Consider the following 18,594-nt stretch of genomic DNA (forward strand, 5'->3'; position numbering starts at 1 on the left):
AAAGAAATTTGTGCCGACATTTGTTATGTCAATCAGCTAAACAAAAAATAGCCCATAGCCAGAATCAGCCGAAGCAAATTCAATTCATTCAAAAAATTCGGGGTCAGATAAACAACTGACAAAACACTGTCACCATCCAAACAAAAAATAACAACGACCTTTGATACATGCCAGCCGGCATTATAAGACGTAAAAAAAACGGCCGCTATTACAAGCTAATTAAAAATCCCCAGTCCATCTTCAGGACTTTCTGACTTCCCGACTTTCGGACAAAAACAATACCAATATGAGCTACAAAATTTATTTATACGATACCGAAACCGACTGCATTGGTTCGGGTAATTTATCATCAGTTTACATACAAACCCAACTTGGGGCGGCAGCGGGCGATGACGTTGAAGTACACATCAGTTCGGTAGGCGGCAGTGCATTTGATGCCATCGCTATTTATGATCTGCTTAAAAAGTATCCCGGTAAAGTTACTACCTATATCGACGCGCTGGCCGCCTCGGCAGCTTCAGTTGTTGCAATGGGCGGCAGAAAAGTGATCATGAGCAAATACGCATTGCTTATGATTCACAAACCTATGGTTGGCACAGGCGGCAACGCCGATGAACTCTTAAAAGATGTACAAATGTTAAATGTAGTTCAGGAGCGCCTGGCACAGATCTACATGGACAAATCCGGGTTAGACGGAGTTACCGTAAACAGTTTGATCAACTCCGTCACCTGGATGACTGCCGATCAGGCCCTTGATCTCGGCTTTATCGACCAAATAGAAGATTATCAAACAGAGATCACTAACAGCGCGCTTATTAAAAACTATACAAACGCTGCCCCGGCAGTTTACCAGCGATGCATCAACAAAATCTTAAACATAAATAACAACAGCATGAACATCGAGAACAAAGAACTCATTGAGAAAACAACATCGGTATTAGACAAGATCATGAACTTCTTTAAAAAAGTGGTCAACAAGCAAACCATCACCGATAAAGGTACGCTTCATCACGGAGGCCAAATTGAAGAAGGTGCCGAAGTTTACCAGGACGAAGACATGACTACGCCCGCCATAAGCGATACTTATACCTGCGCCGATGGTAAACAACTAGACGTTAAACAGGGAAAAATTCAGACAGTAACACCTGCCGCCCCCGAAAATGCGCCGGAAGCAGAAGATGACGATGACGACCTGCCTGAAAGTAAATTTAAATCGGCTAAAAAACCTGCCGACGTGCAAAATCGCATGCAGCAGTTAAAAGCCCGCCTGCATGCACAAAACGCACTGTTAACAGAAGCCCGTAGCGCGCTTGAGGAAGCCAACAACCACCTGCAAAAAACACGTACTGAAGTAAAGAACGAAATCAAATCAACCTTTATACCGGAAAGCTCAAAGCGCAGTAATAAAACCCACTCAGAGCCCGCTCCTTTTTTTGCCCCGCAAACCGAAATCGCGAAAAACGCGGTTAAAAAAGCAATAGCTTCCTAAACCGACTCCTACATTACTAAACCTTATCGTATCTAATTAACCCATTCTCACTATCCCTATACGTTTAAAACAATCAAAGCTCTCCCTTTAGGGGGCCGGGGGGCTAAACTTTATGGCTCAATTTACATTTACAAACAACACCTACGCCGGCGAAGCGCTGGCAGGATTTATGGCAAGCACTTTATTGGAAGCCGATTCCGTTAAACGTGGCCTGCTCACGGTAATTAACGACGTAAAAGCCCGCAAGGTAATCCTTGATGTCGATGACGACGTTGTACTGCAAAACCCATCGGGTATCTTTACCGATCAGGGTACAACCGCTCACCAAACCGAAAGCTATCTTGACCCCGTGGTTTACGAATTTATGAAACAGGAACAATGGGATAAGCTTGCACAAAGCTGGGAAGCCCAATCCCTTAAACCAGGAGCCTTTATGGATTATGAAGGTGTGGTTGACCTGTCGGACTTTATGGTGCAGCGTTATTTAACAAAAATCCAGATTGCTAACGAACGCTTGTACTGGCTTGGCAAAGGTGCCACCAAAGAAGCAGCCTTTACCGCCGATTTCCCCGGCTTGCTCCCATCAATAGCTGCGGCTTCAGGCGTTTATAAAGTAGGTTTAAGCAAACCCGCCACCTCATTAGCAGCTACAGCAATTGATGCAAACGGCATCGTAACCGTTGCCGATACCTCAACCCTTGCCGATGGCGATGTGGTTACAATCACTGCGGTAACCGGCACCAGCAAAGATACTACCAATGGCGCGCCAGGTATCGCTGTTCAGGGCCAATCTTACTTTATTCAGGTAGCGAGCGCCACCTCGTTTAAGCTGGTGCGTAACTACAACGAGGTTAACAGTCGCAAACCTGCAACTTTTAGCGGCACAGCTACCGCGGCTATAGTAAACTACATTAACGTAAGCAATGTATTGCAGGTGCTGGGCAGCGTTTATGCCCAGCTTGACCCTGCCGATAGGATTCAGGAAGATTTTAACTTACAGATTCCTTTACATGTGGGTTATGCGTATGCCCAGGCGCAGGCAAACAAGGCATTAAACGTTATCAACGCTTTTACCGATATGAAAAAGATGGACTACCTGGGTATTCCGCTCCAGATCATGAACCACTGGCAGGCCAATACTATTTTAGGTGCAAGGTCGTCAAACCTATTCCTCGGTGTCGACCTGTTAGGTGATGCTTCTGAGTTATCAACCGTTTACCTGAAGCCTTACACCAACGATAACGTGGTACGCATGAAAGCCCGTATGAAAGCGGCTGTAAATTTCAAATTTGCCAACGAACTGTTCTACCTGTCGGCTTAGTGAATTGTTGATTGGGTTGGTTCGGTGAGTGGTTATTGACCCTTTACCCTATCCCTAACTAACCCAATCAACTTAATCAACCATTAACTTAATCAACCAATAATAACATGTCAATTTATAATAAAATAAACGCAGGTTTTAGCCTGGGCACTGATGAACCTATCACATCGGGTATTGAGGATGTGATCTATATCTTTAATGCGGATGATGTTGTGCTCACTTATGACACAACCAACCCGCTTATTGTTAAAGGATTAACCGCTGTGAGCAATGCCAAAGTTTACAAATTTGAAGGAACAAATAACAGTTTCAATACTACTTCCAAACAAACAAAAACACAGGTAGGCCCGCGTTATACCGAAGAGATAGATTTCAACATAGCAGGTTTATCTGTTGATATCAAAGGCCAGCTTATGGCCATGGGATATGGCCGCGTACGCGCCATAGCGATTAATAACTATAAATCAAGCGATTCGGCTATTGAACTTTTTGGCGCGGTAAACGGATTGATCCTAACCGATGCCGAACGTAATGCCGCTGATGAATCACTTGACGGCGGCTACAAGCTGAAGCTCACTAATCCGGATAAAATGAAAGAGCCCTACCCTCCCCGTGCGGTATCCATTGCTCCCGGCACCGGCAGCGCCACTTATGCCAGCACTTTAGCGGCCCTCGAGGCGCTGGTTACAGCATAATCATTGTGTCATGAGGTCATTAGTCATTGTATAATGGCTAATGACCATTAAGATCTAATTTTTCTAACCTAAAACTAATGACCAAATGACTGATGACGCAATAACAAAGAAATACATGCTTAAACCCGGCTTTCATCAATTTGTACCTGGTTCGGCAGCAATACATTGCAATGAAAACCTGAGCGATGAAGAAGCAGAATGGTACTTACAACGATATCCACATTTAGAAGCGCTGTTTGCCCCCCGTCACCCTGAAGGGGGAGTTATAATCCAATCTAAGAATAGGCGCAAATCAATGGCTAATAAAGATTCAAACAAAGGAGGTTCAAAATGAAAACCTATCTTCCGCAAATTGAACGGCGAATACTGGTAAGACCAAACCAAACCTATGGTATTCTTAACTATGACCTGGATAATGCTTATCCGCAGCGCATGCTTGAGTTAGTAGCCGGATCACCTACCGCAAAAGACTGCTGGAACAAAAGGACGAAATTTATTGCAGGTAACGGGTTTGAAGAAAGAAACCTAGGCAAACAGGTAATTAACTCTAAAGGCTTGACCCTTGCCAAACTATTAAAGGCATTGGCTACCGACAAAGCACTTTTCACTGGTTTCGGCATTCACCTAAATTACAATGCTGATTTTAAGATTGTATCAGTAAGCTATGTGAAGTTCGAAGATATCCGCATGGGTGATACTGACGCCCCGGAAACAGCCGATAAATACGCGCTATACTCGGATTGGGGCCGCAAAACCTGGAAAAACATCATGCGCAGCAAGATCACTTTTTTAGACAGGTATAACCCTGATCCGCAGGTGATCCGGGAACAGGTATCCCGGGCCGGCGGATGGGAACATTACAAAGGACAGTTGTTTTATTTTAATCCGGAAGTTGATGATTACCCGTTAATTGAAGCAGATTCGGTATGGGAGGATTTTGAAACCGAGGCCGGGATCAAGATTTTCAACAACAGGGAGGTAACTACCGGATTCCTGCCGTCGACCATGCTTTTCATGCAGTCACGCCGTGAAGAGGCCGAAAACACCAGGCCTGATGCCGATGAGTACTCAGCGGCCAATATACCATCGCAGCTTGAAAAAGACCTGGGCGCATTTCAGGGTGCAAAAAGCGCGCAAAAGATCATCGTAATTGAATATGAAGATGAAAACTCAAAACCGGAATTCAAAGCCTACCCTATTCAGAATAACGATAAGCTGTTTGAAACTACTGAACGATCTGTGGAAGCCCGCATCATTAAAGGCTTTTCGGTGCCAAAAGAATTGATCAACGCCGAAAAATCATCAGGGTTAAGCAACGGTAGCGAAAAGAAGCAGGCTATTCTTGAATTTAATGATAATACCGCCACTGATAGACTGGACTTGTCAGAAACCTTTGCCGAAATATTCAGACACTTTTACAAAGAGCTTAATCCCGATAATAACTGGAATATTGTGCCGGTAACGGCAATAGCAGCCGACGATACCCCTGGCATTAAAGCTGGAAACGCCATCAATGAGCTTTTGCAATCAACCATTCCTCAAAAAAGCAAAATAGCCGCTTTGGTATACGCATACGGCTTTAAACAAGCCGAAGCAGAAGCTATGTGCCAGTAAATTAAGTCATAAGTCTTTAATTTTAAGTTCTAAGTATAAAGAAATACTGACTCAAGGCCTTAGACTTAAGACTTTCGACTTTCAGGTCAATCAACACAAACGTAAATAACATTTTCAAATCCCTTAACAGGAGTTAGGAGGCCATGCCATGATCTATTTAATTAATCAAACCATATTTCAACAATATGAAGATATTAACGTAAACATTAAACCCGAACGGCTCAAAGTATTTATCAAAAAGGCCCAGGAGCTCGACCTAAAACCATTTTTAGGATATGCTTTGTACTACCAGCTAATAACCTATTGCAATGATGACGGCACTATAAAAGATGATGCGCCGCAGGCTTATAAAGATCTGTTAAACGGCAGCGAATATCTTGACGAGTATGGCCGCATCGTATTATACGAAGGCCTCGCTCCCGCGCTGGTTTATTTCACCTTTGCCCGCTTTATTGAAAACGACGCTGTACACTACACTGCAACTGGACCAGTTATTAAACGCCACGATAACGGCGATGCCCTTTCATCGCCCGAAATAGTAAAACTGGTACAACAACAGCGCAGTATAGCCAATGCTTATACCAATGATATAGAAAAATTTTTAAGAGATAATCAGGAAAACTTTCCGCTTTGGCGCTACAACGAAAAGAATAAAAGCAGCCGCCAGTCCGGCCCGCGGATCCGTGGTATCGACAAAACTGATTTCAACTATCCGGGCACAATTAACAATTACAATTTACCAATAACCGAATTTTTAAACTGATGGCAAACGATAAAAAAATAAGCGAACTCCCGATAGCAGAAACTATAAATACCGCAGACAGATCAATCCTGATCAACAACAATGCCGATTATCAATTCGATTTTGCCACCTTGCTTCAATTTATCAATTCAGGGCTAAACGCCGGAGCTAACCTAACCTTCGGCCCGGTGCTTCCGCAAAACACAAGCGGTAAAAACGGGGACGTATTTATAAACACTGCAGCAGGCTCCTTCGCGCAAAAAATTGCTGGTGTTTGGACAATTGTTTATACCATAGCAACAGGAAACAGCGGCGATACCACCGTGCTATATGGTACAACCAGTCCTGGTACCTCAACCGGCAATAATGGCGATACATTTATAAACACCGTAAGCGGTATATTTTACAAAAAGACTGCCGGAGCTTGGAACCAGGTATTCTCTATGCAAACAGGCCCACAGGGACCACAAGGGGCAAGCGGAACAGATGGTACCAATGGTACAAACGGCAAAACCATATTAAATGGAACAACCAATCCGGCAAACAGCCTGGGTACCGACGGCGATTTTTATATCAACACCTCCTCTTACTACTTTTTTGGCCCCAAGACCGCCGGTGCCTGGGGAGGCGGAATTTCATTGATAGTTTCGGGCGTACAATTTGAGGAAATTGAGAACAAAAACACACCTAATGGCTACGCGGGTTTAGATGGCAGCGGAAAGATTGCGGCAGCCCAGCTCCCCAGCTACGTTGATGATGTACTGGAGATTGCCAATTATGCATCCCTGCCAGCAACCGGAGAAACCGGAAAAATCTATATCACTACCGATACCAACAATGAATATAGGTGGAGCGGATCGGCATACATCCAAATTGTCGCGTCGCCCGGCACTACCGATGCTGTACCCGAAGGCGCGACAAATAAATATTTCACATTGTCGAGGGTTTTAAACGCTGTACTTACAGGTATTGGATTCGGAAGCGCCTCGGCAATATCAGCAACCGATAGCATTTTACAGGCATTAGGGAAGCTGCAGGCTCAAATTACCGGTCTATTTAAGATTCCTTCGGGAGGGACAAGTGGGCAGATCCTGGCAAAAAACAGCAACACTGATGGTGATTTGCATTGGATTAATGCGCCTTCTGGTAGTGGCGGGGGCGGCTCGTCTGAACCATCCGGGCAGATTAAATCTTTCAGGGTTGATTATGGAGCTGTTGGGGATGGTGTGACGGATGATACGGCGGCGGTGAATGCAGCTTTGGCAGCAGAGCGTGTTATAGAAGACACAGGCGACTTCTTTGTATCGTCAATCCCAATTAATAAATACGGTACTAAAGTACAAGGTAATGTCCGTATTTTAAGAAATAGTCCTAACGGCAACGCTGTAAAACAGCAATTAAACAGCTATGCGGATAATTATCAACACATATTTGGTACTGAATATTTGAGCTCATTCCACAAAAAATTGTACGTTAATCAAACGGCATCTTCGCCAACGGCTTTAAAGATCATATTTTCAGGTGATAGTACGACAGCGGGCGGTGATGATAGCAGAGATACAGCGATTGATCAGGTGTGTATTAGATTAGCTGCTCGGGACTATATACCAAATCTTACTTTTTTGAATCATGGTTACGGAGGACAAGGTACGGTCAATTGGCTTTCTACTTACCTGGCAGATGACTTGGCCTTAAATCCGCATGTCTATATTTTGAGATGGGGTATAAATGATACAAATGGTTCCACTCCACAACAGCTGCTTGAGCGGATGGACGCCGGATTAAGCACAATTCGTGGAAATTCAAACTTCACTAAAGATAAGCTTGCTATTATCCTTTGTTCAATGAATACTACTACAGATGATAATCAGAATCATCAAGGGGAAATTTTTAACGAAGAATACAATAAGGGTTTACGTGTACTTGCACGAAAGTATTGCTGCTGCTACATGGATTTATATGCTCTATGGCAGGATGCGAGAAACGGGCAAGATTATTTCATTCCTTATGACACAGGGAGGCCAAATGAATTAATTCACCCCGGAAAGTCGCTTAAGGTGCTTATCGCTTGTAAAACATACGAAGTTCTGTTCCCGCTTTATTACAGACGGAATGACATAGTAGATTTAAGTCAATCAGGACGTTTATTTATGGCCCTGCCATCTACCTATGCTAAGGGAATGTCTTATGAGTATGTGGAAATTGTAAATGGATGGCCTATCAATGGATTTTTAATCACACATCATCTTAGTAATGATATGTATAGGCAGGAGTTATCCTCTTTCAGCGCCACGGACAATAAATTTTATGTTAGAGTAGGCTGGTCAGCATCCGGTTGGCAACCATTTTACATTTTACAACCATTGCCAGCGCAAGTGGCATTTATTGGAGCTGGCGGTGGTTTTGGCTCAATACCCTTTTCTCAAGCTTTTACTGCATGGCCTGAAGGCATGACACTGGATTATGTTAATGCAACTGATGGATGGCCTATTAACGGCTCTTTAGTTACTTTTAAAAACAATGGAGTATTTCAGCAAACGCTAACAAGCACGAGCGCTTTAGTAAGGCAATTTGTTCGTGGCGCTTATCTTGGCACCGGAACATTCAAAGAAGTAACTTTGACCTAATAAGTTATATCTTAGCTACAGCATAATATAATTTTGATGATTAATAATAAGTTCAAAAAAGGGGTGTTGATTGCTTCTTTATTACTCAACGCTTATTCATCCTATTTTTTATTGGGAAGCGATTTTATTATAGCCACTGGTCGCTTTTTCATAACGTTAAATTAGATCGCTGGGATGACTATTTAAAATCAAAGTCAGATACCGGAGAGATCATATTTTTAGGAACAAGCATTACCGAGGGATTTCCCATAAAAAAGGAGTTCAACAATCCTAAAGTTAAAAACAAGGGATTTGCCAGAAGTATATCTGAAAATGGCATACAGGTAATTAAAAGGCTAATTTACCGCAGGCCTCAAAAGGTTTTTTTAGAATTTGGTGTAAATGATTTTAAATATCGTATAAGTGCGGATACAGTAAAATCCCATCTAATCACAATGATTGACATTATTAAAGCTAAGTCACCCAATACAAAAATTTATGTCCAGTCTGTTTTGCCCACCGATATCGACAGCTTAAATAATAAGATTGTTAACTATAACAAAGAAGCTGAAAGTATCTGTTTAGCTAAAGAGGTAACTTCTATAAATCTTTATCCTGATTTTCTAAAAGGGAATAAGATAGACTCAGATTTAACAATTGACGGTACACATCTTTCAACTGCTGGATACTTTAACTGGAGGCGACTAATCGACAAATACGTTAATTGACTTTTTTACTAACATTTAAAGCCCCTTTAAAATGATATCTCAAATATTTCTTTTGTTGGAATAGCCATACTGATCAACCCGCCTACTTTTTCCAACGGTATTTTATTTGTAATACCATACGCGCTATTTGTATTTATAATTACATCAGTATTAACCCACACAATTTGATCCATTTACTTGACCATGGTTGAGATAAAATTAGAAGCTTTTGCAATGACGGATATCGCTTTAATGCACGTTCCAATGTATCTAAGTTGGTATCAATAACAATAAGATCAAAGTCGAACATAGCGCAATAGTCAGCCCAATTGCTTCGGCAATATTCATCAAATAGCTTTATATATTTTTCACCGACGCATAAGGTCAATATCGCTTTTTTCATCCTTGAATTTTCTCCAAATATAAATAAGAAGATCAGGTTGCTTAAGGTATCAGAAGTTACGGTCTTGTTCAATTCAAAGATCATATAACAGCACAGCTGCTTCTTACAATCATTCATCAATATATCTACATCATGACAACATTTGAACACAGAGAGATCAGAGGCATTACCATAAAGAATATGATAGTCACCATAGCCAGCACCGTAAGTATTGTTGTTTCGGTAATGACAGGCTACTTCCAATTGAAAGGCGACATTAAAGATATCCGTTCATCGCAGGAAACACAAAGCAGGATCAATGAGATCAGGTTGAAAGTACTGGAAGGACAAGTTAATGTATTACAGCAGGAAGTCCGTGGATTAAAAGAGGGAAAGAAATCTTAAAAACAATTGTTTAAGAGGTGTGCCCAGAACGAGATTCGAACTCGTACATCCTTACGAATGCCACCCCCTCAAGATGGTGCGTCTACCAATTTCGCCACCTGGGCTTTTAAAAAATGTGAGAATCTTTCAACTCTCACATTCTAATTTTTCTCACTTAAAAAAGGCGTGCCCGAAGAGAGACTCGAACTCTCAAGAGACAATTCTCAACGGCTTCTGAGACCGCAACGTTTACCAATTTCGCCATCCGGGCTTATCGTTTCATTAACAAGCGTGCAAATATAATCGTTTCCGGCAAATTGCAACTTAATAAATTAAAAAATCAATATTATGTTGTTTAACGGCCTTTGAAAATCTAACTTAGGTTTCATAAAACACTTTATATCAAATATAATGAAGCTAAACCGCATTTTTACTTTAGGAACCTTACTTTGTTCTTTGTGGTTCAGTTCTGTCCTGAAAGCACAAACTATTACCGTTTTACAACAGGATAAGCCAACAAGTATCCGTGGTTTATCAGTAGTTAATGATAATACGGCGTGGATAAGCGGCAGTAAAGGATACATCGCCAAAACTAACAACGGCGGCAAAACCTGGAGCTGGCAACAAATAAAGGGATATGAAAAATACGACTTTCGGGATATCGAAGCATTCAATGATCAGGAAGCCGTGATCATGAGTTCGGGCACGCCATCCCTCATCTTAAAAACGGTCGATGGCGGCCAAACCTGGCAGGAAAAATATCGAAAAACAGATACCACCTATTTTTTAGACGCCATGGATTTTGCCGATAACCTTCATGGTTACATCTTAGGCGACCCGATCAACGGTAAATTCTTATTACTGGAAACCAAAGACGGCGGTGAAACCTGGAATGAGTCAAAAAATGCCCCGGATGCACTGCCCGGAGAGGCATCATTTGCCGCAAGCGGCACATGTCTGAGAGTATCAGGCAAAGAGGCAATATACATCGTTTCAGGAGGCAGCAACGCCAGGCTTATTTCCTTGCAGCCTTATAATAACCAATGGCAGTATTCAAACCTTCCTCTTACACATGGAAAAAGCAGTGAAGGCGCTTTTTCAATATCGATCGGGCAAAATGCCGGTATCATTGTTGGGGGTGATTATGCCAGTGATAAAAAAACAGATTCAGTGGCGACTATCCGGGCGGTTCACCCTGTCCTCACATTTACACCACCACAAACAGGGCCGGCAGGTTTTCAATCAAGTGTTGAGCACATAAAATCCGGGATATTTCTTTCCACAGGCACACCCGGGAGTAATATTACTACTGACGGAGGCAAAACATGGAAACAAATAGACAGCACAAGCTTTAACGTTTGCCGTAAGGCAAAACATGGCAAGCTTGTATTATTAGCCGGAAATGGCGGTAAAATAGCCGTTCTAAAATTGTAGTTTACTGGTTTTTAACAGCTTAAAAAAAGCTTAACATTAATTTAAAAAATAGCTTGCAGGGAATAATTAAGAACCCTATATTTGCACCACTTTAAACGGAAACGGTTAACCGAACCAAGAAGTTGAAAAGTATGATTCCGTAGCTCAGCCGGTAGAGCATAACACTTTTAATGTTGGGGTCCTGGGTTCGAGTCCCAGCGGGATCACAAAGCCTTTGAAAAGAGGCTTTTTTATTTAAAAACAAAAGCTGCCTTTAAACAGCCCTGCTTTAGTAAGCGAAAATTTAAAGAATGATTCCGTAGCTCAGCCGGTAGAGCATAACACTTTTAATGTTGGGGTCCTGGGTTCGAGTCCCAGCGGGATCACGAAAGGCGCAAGAAATTGTGCCTTTTCTCATTTAAATCGTACCCAAGATTGTTTTAGCATATAGACGCCGTTCTTCCGTTCAGGTTGAGTTGCGCCGAACTACTGAACATCTTTTTCGTTATATTGCTCCACAATTAAACACAACCAATACTAAAAATGAGCGGCGGTAACAAGAATGATAAGGTGAATATGAAAACGCTTGCGAAAGAGCTTAACCTTTCAACCGCAACCATATCCAAAGCGCTGCGCGATAGCTATGATATAAGTCCTGAAACCAAACTGAGGGTAATGGAAGCTGCCAGGCGTTTAAATTACGTACCTAACGCTTATGCCAGTAGTCTCCGCAAACAAAGCAGTAATACAATAGCCATCATCATACCCGAAATTGCCGACAGCTTTTTTAGCCAGGCCATTAACGGCATTGAAAGTATTGTCGCCCCAAAAAAATATCATGCGCTCATCTACCTTACTCATGATAGCTATGAACGGGAAGCATCCATGTTTAACGACCTGGCCAGCGGACGCGTTGATGGCCTCATTATGTCGGTAGCCAGCAGCACCCAGGATACCGGACATATTAAAACATTACAGGAAACGGGCATTCCCATAGTTTTTTTTGACAGGGTATGCGAGGATATTACTGCAGATAAAATAGTAACCGACGACTATAATAGCGCCTACAATGCCGCCAGCCATCTGCTGCAAGCGGGATGTAAAAACATCTCACTGGTTACCATCAGCGGATATCCTTCTATTTTAACCGCCCGGGAACAAGGCTATCGCAATGCTTTAGTTGATAATGGGTTTGCAGCCAAAGATACAGGAATAGTTACCTGCTCCAATAAATATACAGACGAAAATGTAAATATGATCAAAGCGCATTTGGCAACCGTTAAACCCGATGGTATCATAGCTACGGTTGAACAGCTGGCTACCGCGACTTATTTGGCTTGCGATGAACTGAAACTACAAATCCCACGCGATGTAAAAGTTGTTTGTTTTACCAATCAAATTACCGCAGCCATACTTAACCCTTCGCTTACTACTATTTTACAACCTGCGTATGATATGGGCAAGCAAGCGGCCGAAATACTTTTCGGCCGCTTGTCAGGGCGGATTATTGAACCTAAGCAAGAATTAGTGATGCCTTCACAACTGATTGTAAGGGCATCTACTGCATCTTAATTAATCTTTTTGAGGGATATTGGTCATGGTAAAGGCCAGGGTACCTCCATGACTGATTTGCTCGTGCGATATCATATGGTCTTTTATAGGTACTCCGTTAAATGTAACCAACTTTACATATTTGTTTTGAGCCGATAGACCTGTGGCTTTGATCACCAGTTTATTTCCGTTTTGCAGGTTCATTGCTATGTAAGGGAATTGCGGCGCACCGATACTGTACATGCCCGATGCAGGCGTTACCGGGTAAAAACCCATCGTGCTAAAGATATACCATGCTGATGTTTGACCGCAATCATCATTACCATTTATGCCTATTGGCGCATTTCTGAAATTTTGCCATGACGTATGCTGCCTTACCAGTTCCTGCGCTTTCCATGGCATACCGCAATAGTTAAACAGGTAGATGTAATGGTGTCCAGGTTCATTATCGGCACGGTAATGTCCATCGTTAAAATTGTGGATTAATTTATCAGCAAAAGCTTTTTCGCCGCCCATGAGAGCTATCATTCCGGGTACATCCTGCATAGCGCCAAAAGTATACGTCCACTTGGTGCCTTCGGTAAAGCCACTATCCGGCTGGGTCAACCAACTGCCATCGGCGTTACGTGGAGCCATAAAGCCGGTTGAGCTATTGTATACGTTTTTATAGTTTTTGCTCCAACCCATCAACTGGTTATAATCGCTTGTTTTACCTAAAGCCTTTGCTAATTGGGCAACACAGTAATCATCAATACCATACTCAATGGTACGGGATACCGACTCTTTAGTTTTATCAACAGGGATATACCCTAATTTATGGTAATTGGTTAGCCCTCCCCTTGCCTCAAAGCTGGTCCACAGGTCACGGTCGCCCCATTTTTTTTGAACATCTCCATCGGGGGCGGTAAATGCGTCTTTGTGTAAGGCCTCATAAGCTAAAGCGGCATTATAGCCTCTGAAACCTTTGATGTAGGCATCAGCAATTACAGCATCGGCATGGGTACCTATCATGATATTGGTATAGGTTGGATTAGGCCACATCGGCATCCAGCCACCCTCCTGGTACATTTGCAGCAGCGATTTCACCATATCATTTACGCGCTCGGGCTGGGTAAGGATCAACAAAGGATGTAAAGCCCTGAAGGTATCCCATAATGAATAATCGTTGTAAGAAACGCCGGTATGAATTTTATCATCAAAAGCACTATAATACCTGCCATATTCCGAAGATTCTCTTGGGAAAAGTAGTGTGTGGAACATTGCCGTATAAAAAATAGTCTTTTGTCCGTCGGTGATATCGGCTACCCGTACTTTTTTCAATTGTTGCTGCCAGTTATCACGGGTACTTTTAACCACTTTCTCAAAATCCCAATCGGGAATTTCACGCTTAAGGTTGTGGCGTGCCTGATCGATGCTGATAAATGAGGTAGCTACAGTAACTTTAACCACTGTACTACCTGTTGTTTTAAAGGAAACGTAAGCGCCCATGCGGGTACCAAACTGCTCTTTGCTTTTCTTTTTGATGGCTTGGTTGTCCCAGGTACCATAGCTACGGATTGGCTTATCAAACTTGATAATAAAATAGCCTTTAAAGTTTTTTAACGGCGGACCAAGCTGTGCCGATTGCCTGTCGGGATTGTAACCGGTTATCTCGTTATTCACCGTATCAATATGCACATAGCCGCGCATTTCTTTCATCCTAATCTTAAAATCATTAGCCCAATCAGTAAGTGCAGAATTAAGATTGATACCCTGGATAATGAGATGTGCCTGATCGGCCTTAGGGAAAGTAAAACGAAACATGCCACAGGTATTAGCACCGGCTATCTCGGCTTTGATGCCTGCGTTAGCGCCGACCTTTAGTTTTACCGAATAGTAATAGGGCCTAGCTACCTCATCTTTATGGTCAAACATCAGCTTACGCTCTTCAGGCAGTACACGAAGGTTACCAATTTGAGGCATTACAGATACATAGCCATAATCACCCATCCAAACAGTTGGCTGGTGCGAGGCCATCAGGCCTATTACGGAGTTATCCTCATAGGTATAACTCATTTTGCTCATTTTATTCTCACCAGTTTGGGCAACAAAATTGGTCATGGCAAACGGCACATTTACACATGGCATAGTACCGCCACCGTCCAAACCTTTGCCAAAACCGGTTGATGCGGTACCGATGAGCGGGTTGATGTAGTCAACCTCGTCCTTTTTAGCTTTATTTGCTTTTTGCTGTGCGTTTACTGCGGTGGTAACCAACGAAAGCAATAGCAACGAATAGATATTCCGTTTTAATTTCGGGCAAATGTTTAAGATCATTTCAGATAGATTTTTTAGGCTTGTTTAAACAGGCCTGGCAAATTTCTTATTTTTCAGGTCATATCGGCGAAAAGCGGAAATTTTTTTCTGAAGATTTTTACCGATATCGGGCTATTGTTTTTCCGTCGATACAATAGTTTTAATGTCATCAGCAGATAATGCTGCCTTAAACACCTTTACCTTATTGATATAACCATGAAAGATCCGCTCTGAAGGAAACTCCTCGTTCCGGCCCAACGTCCATTTGTTATTTACCGACAGATCCGTGCTTGCCTCCAATGTGGAAGTTCCCGCCAAAACACCATCGATATAAACATACAACGTTTTGCCATTGCATATGCCCGCAATGTGATGCCAGTGCTGTTGCCAGTTGGCAGCGAGGTTTACAGTACAGTCGCCCCTGCCCCACCCGCCGGCAAAGAAGGTGAGGGTTCTGTTATCGGTCATTTGCAACACGTGATTATCGCCTTTGGTAATGATATCAACCAAGCCTTTCTCGTTACCCATTGGATAAACCCATCCCATCATGGTAATGGATTCATCCATATTGTCCAAAGCCGGTGAGTTTGGGACTTCCACATAAGTGCTGTCGCCAAACAACAGCCGGTCTTTATTATTTGCTATTGAACCTGAAATAATCTTCCCGTTGTTATGAAATCCCGAACTATCAGTTACCGCTTTGCCAGGAACGATCGACCTGAAATCAAGCAATAAGGCCTCTATACCGCTTTGATAAACTTTATACATGGTTTTAGCAATATCGACCCTCACGTACTTAAACCCTTTTTGAGTGGCTGTTATATTATGGCTGATAATTTTAGCCTCACCCGCATTTAGTTTGATGTTATCATTAAAAGCAACCGAATCATTTTGGATTACCGGTATGATAAAGGTTTGATTAAGTCCACCGGTATTTTTTATGATGTATCTAATTTGCTGATCTTCCTTTAATCTGATCATCGGCTTTACCTCCAGGCCGGATATTTCGAACGGGCGCTCCTGAGGCTTTTCCGGCAATTTCACCTCAACTATAAACGGAATTGTGTTATCAAGTTTCAGTATTGATTTCCCTACGGGATAAAGGCGAAACACAATAGAGTCCTGAATAGTTTGTCCCTCTTCAACCAAACAATTCTTATAGCCATAGGGCTTGCCATTGACTAACAACTTTACAGTTTTAACGCCCTTGCTTCCCGTATTTTTAAGCTTGAAGTTTATTACAAGCGGTTCATCCGGAACTATACTTTTTTTATTGACCGAGTAATTCACTATACTAAAAGCAGTGTTTTTTTGTGTCGTTGAAAGTTCAATCGGATCTTTATTCGCTGGCCAGCTACCGGGCTCTTTACCCATATTAAAAGTCATCATGCCCCCGTTCATCAATACCGAATGCGGCAGGATCAACTGCTGCCAGGCCTTACCATTTACCTGCAGCGATTGTACATAATTATTTTTTAATGTTGAATTATTACTGCTGATGACAAACTTTTTGCCATTTGACAGATAAAGGGTTGCAGATTTAAACAATGGCGCACCGATGGAGTAAAGCGGCCTGCCCGGGCACACAGGATAAATTCCCAATGAGTTGAAAACATACCAGCTGGATGTTGAACCGAGGTCATCATTACCGGGCAAACCGCCGGGAGTAGCACTGAACCTGTTTAGCATAATATCCCTTACCCACTTTTGTGTTAACCGTGGCTTGCCCGCCTGGTTAAACAGATAAGGTAGGTGAAAAACAGTTTCGTTATCAAAGAGGATAACATTATTACGAAGAGCTGAATCCAAACGGGCGGCAAACTGCTCATTGCCGCCGGCCATATTAATCAAGTCTTTACCATTTTGGGGCACAAAGTAGGAATACACCCATTTGTCGCCTTCTTTATAACCCGATGTACCGGGCCGAAGCTTAAACTCATCGCCATTGCGCGGAAGCATAAAGAGTTCGTCATTATTTAAAAGATTGCGGTAGTTAAAACCTCTGTTTGATAGTAACTGATAAGTCGGCTTATCATTCATCACCTTATCCGCGAATTGCGACAGCGCCCAGTCATCATACGCATACTCAACCGTGCGGGTAACTGACTCGGGCCGGGTAAAGGGTACATAGTCCGTTTTGTGATAAACTTCTATGTCTGACTGAACAAATGGTCCATCAACCAAATCTTTCTTCATCGCCTTATAAGCAAGATCTTTATCACACTCCACAATCCCTTTCAAATAGGAATCAACAATAATTGGAACAGCATGGTTGCCCGTCATACTTTCGGTAGGCAGGTGACCGCTTTGCTTGTATACATCCAACATAGACAAGATCACATCCTGTTGCTTTTGCGGGTATAGCAAAGTGAGCAAAGGATGTAACGACCGGAATGTATCCCAGGGAGAAAAAGCTTCATACTGGTTTTGCCCTGTTTTTTTATATATTTTACCATCGCCGCCACGATAATTGCCATCAGCGTCATCGGCAACCCATGGCAACAGTAGCGAATGATAGAGAGCAGTATAAAACACGGTTTTATTTTGTTCGTTGTTGTCATTTAAATCTACAACAGACAGTAGTTTAGCCCATTCACGGCCCGTTTTCGCACATATTTCATCAAAATTTAAATTCCCTGCTTCCTGATCAATATTATGCTGTGCGATATTACTGCTTACCGATGATTTACTTAACCTTAAAGTGATCGCTTTAACGCCTGTTTTAGCTTTTGGGAACGAGAAAAGCCAGCCTCCCTTAATTTCCTTTTTATCTGTATATCCTTCGCTAAAATTTATAACCGCATTGAAGTTTGAAGCATGGATTATTTTATCAGATATAGCTCGGATCTCACCACCGTCACCGACAAAAATTTGCGGATCAGCATCCCCATCGAAAGTAAAACGGAACATACCTGTTCTTGCGGTAGTGGTAGCTTCTGTCGTGATCTGCTTATCATTAAAATAAACTCTATAATAGCCTGGTCTGGCGGTCTCCTTTTTGTGCGAAAACCGCAGACTTGATTTACCGGCCTCAAAATTGGCACCACCTTTCAACGGCATTATGTAAAGGCGCCCCGACGACCCTTCCGGGAAACCACTCATATGCCCCAGGCAACTGAAGTAATAAATTGAACTATCAGCATAATTATATCCCCGGGCACCTACAACCCGTGTTTCCGGACTTAATTGCATTGATCCTGACGGCGCAACCGCTCCGGGATAACAGCCGCCATTGTTCCCCCATTTGGTAAGCACATTACTTACAGTAGTGCCAATGAACGGGTCAACATAATGAAGATGGTTTATTTGCTGGGCGTATAGGTTGCTGCCCAATAATAAACTTATCAGAAATGATATAGCGCGAACAAGTTTATTCAAAGCCACTGTATTGTATT

At 42.5% G+C, this 18,594-nt stretch carries 13 protein-coding genes and 4 tRNA genes; 13 read left to right on the forward strand and 4 right to left on the reverse strand.

Annotated elements, in window-relative coordinates:
* Positions 1-286: 286 nt before the first annotated feature.
* The 9 genes from ACP26M_RS14085 (at position 287) to ACP26M_RS14125 (ending at position 9,961) form a co-directional block, all read left to right on the forward strand.
* Positions 287-1,489: a head maturation protease, ClpP-related gene (locus tag ACP26M_RS14085; protein ID WP_426580744.1), complete on the forward strand. Its 1,203-nt coding sequence runs from the start codon at positions 287-289 to the stop codon at positions 1,487-1,489.
* 112 nt (positions 1,490-1,601) lie between these two features.
* Complete coding sequence (locus ACP26M_RS14090; RefSeq protein WP_426580746.1) at positions 1,602-2,810, forward strand: hypothetical protein; 1,209 nt, start codon at positions 1,602-1,604, stop codon at positions 2,808-2,810.
* A 107-nt stretch (positions 2,811-2,917) separates the two neighbouring features.
* Positions 2,918-3,505: a hypothetical protein gene (locus tag ACP26M_RS14095; protein ID WP_426580748.1), complete on the forward strand. Its 588-nt coding sequence runs from the start codon at positions 2,918-2,920 to the stop codon at positions 3,503-3,505.
* An 85-nt stretch (positions 3,506-3,590) separates the two neighbouring features.
* The gene (locus ACP26M_RS14100; RefSeq protein WP_426580750.1) at positions 3,591-3,839 is read left to right on the forward strand and encodes a hypothetical protein; all 249 of its coding nucleotides are present in this window, start codon (positions 3,591-3,593) and stop codon (positions 3,837-3,839) included.
* Entirely contained in the window at positions 3,836-5,119 is a 1,284-nt protein-coding gene (locus tag ACP26M_RS14105; RefSeq protein WP_426580752.1) for a hypothetical protein, read from the forward strand. The genes ACP26M_RS14100 and ACP26M_RS14105 overlap by 4 nt, the downstream gene beginning before the upstream one ends.
* A 148-nt stretch (positions 5,120-5,267) precedes the next feature.
* Positions 5,268-5,882 carry a hypothetical protein gene (locus ACP26M_RS14110; RefSeq protein WP_426580754.1) on the forward strand — a complete coding sequence of 205 codons (615 nt, stop codon included), beginning with the start codon at positions 5,268-5,270 and terminating at the stop codon, positions 5,880-5,882.
* Entirely contained in the window at positions 5,882-8,488 is a 2,607-nt protein-coding gene (locus ACP26M_RS14115) for an SGNH/GDSL hydrolase family protein (RefSeq protein WP_426580755.1), read from the forward strand. Before ACP26M_RS14110 ends, ACP26M_RS14115 begins: the two co-directional genes overlap by 1 nt.
* Positions 8,489-8,790: 302 nt before the next feature.
* The gene (locus ACP26M_RS14120; RefSeq protein WP_426589728.1) at positions 8,791-9,195 is read left to right on the forward strand and encodes an SGNH/GDSL hydrolase family protein; all 405 of its coding nucleotides are present in this window, start codon (positions 8,791-8,793) and stop codon (positions 9,193-9,195) included.
* Positions 9,196-9,709: 514 nt separating this feature from the next.
* On the forward strand, positions 9,710-9,961 hold the full coding sequence (locus tag ACP26M_RS14125; RefSeq protein WP_426580757.1) for a hypothetical protein: 252 nt from the start codon (positions 9,710-9,712) through the stop codon (positions 9,959-9,961).
* A 20-nt stretch (positions 9,962-9,981) separates the two neighbouring features.
* Here the strand turns inward: ACP26M_RS14125 and ACP26M_RS14130 are convergent.
* Both ACP26M_RS14130 and ACP26M_RS14135 read right to left on the reverse strand, forming a co-directional pair.
* Positions 9,982-10,065: transfer RNA gene (locus tag ACP26M_RS14130), tRNA-Leu, on the reverse strand.
* Positions 10,066-10,127: 62 nt separating this feature from the next.
* Positions 10,128-10,211: transfer RNA gene (locus ACP26M_RS14135), tRNA-Leu, on the reverse strand.
* 140 nt (positions 10,212-10,351) lie between these two features.
* Between ACP26M_RS14135 and ACP26M_RS14140 the strand changes: the two genes are divergently transcribed.
* The 4 genes from ACP26M_RS14140 (at position 10,352) to ACP26M_RS14155 (ending at position 12,925) form a co-directional block, all read left to right on the forward strand.
* A complete protein-coding gene (locus ACP26M_RS14140; protein ID WP_426580759.1) occupies positions 10,352-11,374 on the forward strand; it encodes a WD40/YVTN/BNR-like repeat-containing protein in 1,023 nt (340 codons plus the stop codon).
* A gap of 133 nt (positions 11,375-11,507) precedes the next feature.
* Positions 11,508-11,580, forward strand: a tRNA-Lys gene (locus ACP26M_RS14145).
* Between the two features lie 86 nt (positions 11,581-11,666).
* Positions 11,667-11,739: transfer RNA gene (locus ACP26M_RS14150), tRNA-Lys, on the forward strand.
* A 157-nt stretch (positions 11,740-11,896) separates the two neighbouring features.
* Complete coding sequence (locus ACP26M_RS14155; protein WP_426580761.1) at positions 11,897-12,925, forward strand: LacI family DNA-binding transcriptional regulator; 1,029 nt, start codon at positions 11,897-11,899, stop codon at positions 12,923-12,925.
* On the opposite strand, the gene ACP26M_RS14160 is transcribed toward ACP26M_RS14155, so the two are convergent.
* Together ACP26M_RS14160 and ACP26M_RS14165 are read right to left on the reverse strand one after the other, a co-directional pair.
* Positions 12,926-15,220 (reverse strand): GH92 family glycosyl hydrolase, encoded by a 2,295-nt coding sequence (locus tag ACP26M_RS14160; RefSeq protein WP_426580763.1) that lies wholly within the window; start codon positions 15,218-15,220, stop codon positions 12,926-12,928.
* A 111-nt stretch (positions 15,221-15,331) separates the two neighbouring features.
* Positions 15,332-18,577, reverse strand: coding sequence for a GH92 family glycosyl hydrolase (locus ACP26M_RS14165; protein ID WP_426580765.1), 3,246 nt, complete (start codon positions 18,575-18,577; stop codon positions 15,332-15,334).
* Positions 18,578-18,594 lie beyond the last annotated feature (17 nt).

This window comes from Mucilaginibacter sp. R-33 (assembly GCF_049949235.1).
In the GTDB taxonomy this organism is placed as follows: domain Bacteria; phylum Bacteroidota; class Bacteroidia; order Sphingobacteriales; family Sphingobacteriaceae; genus Mucilaginibacter.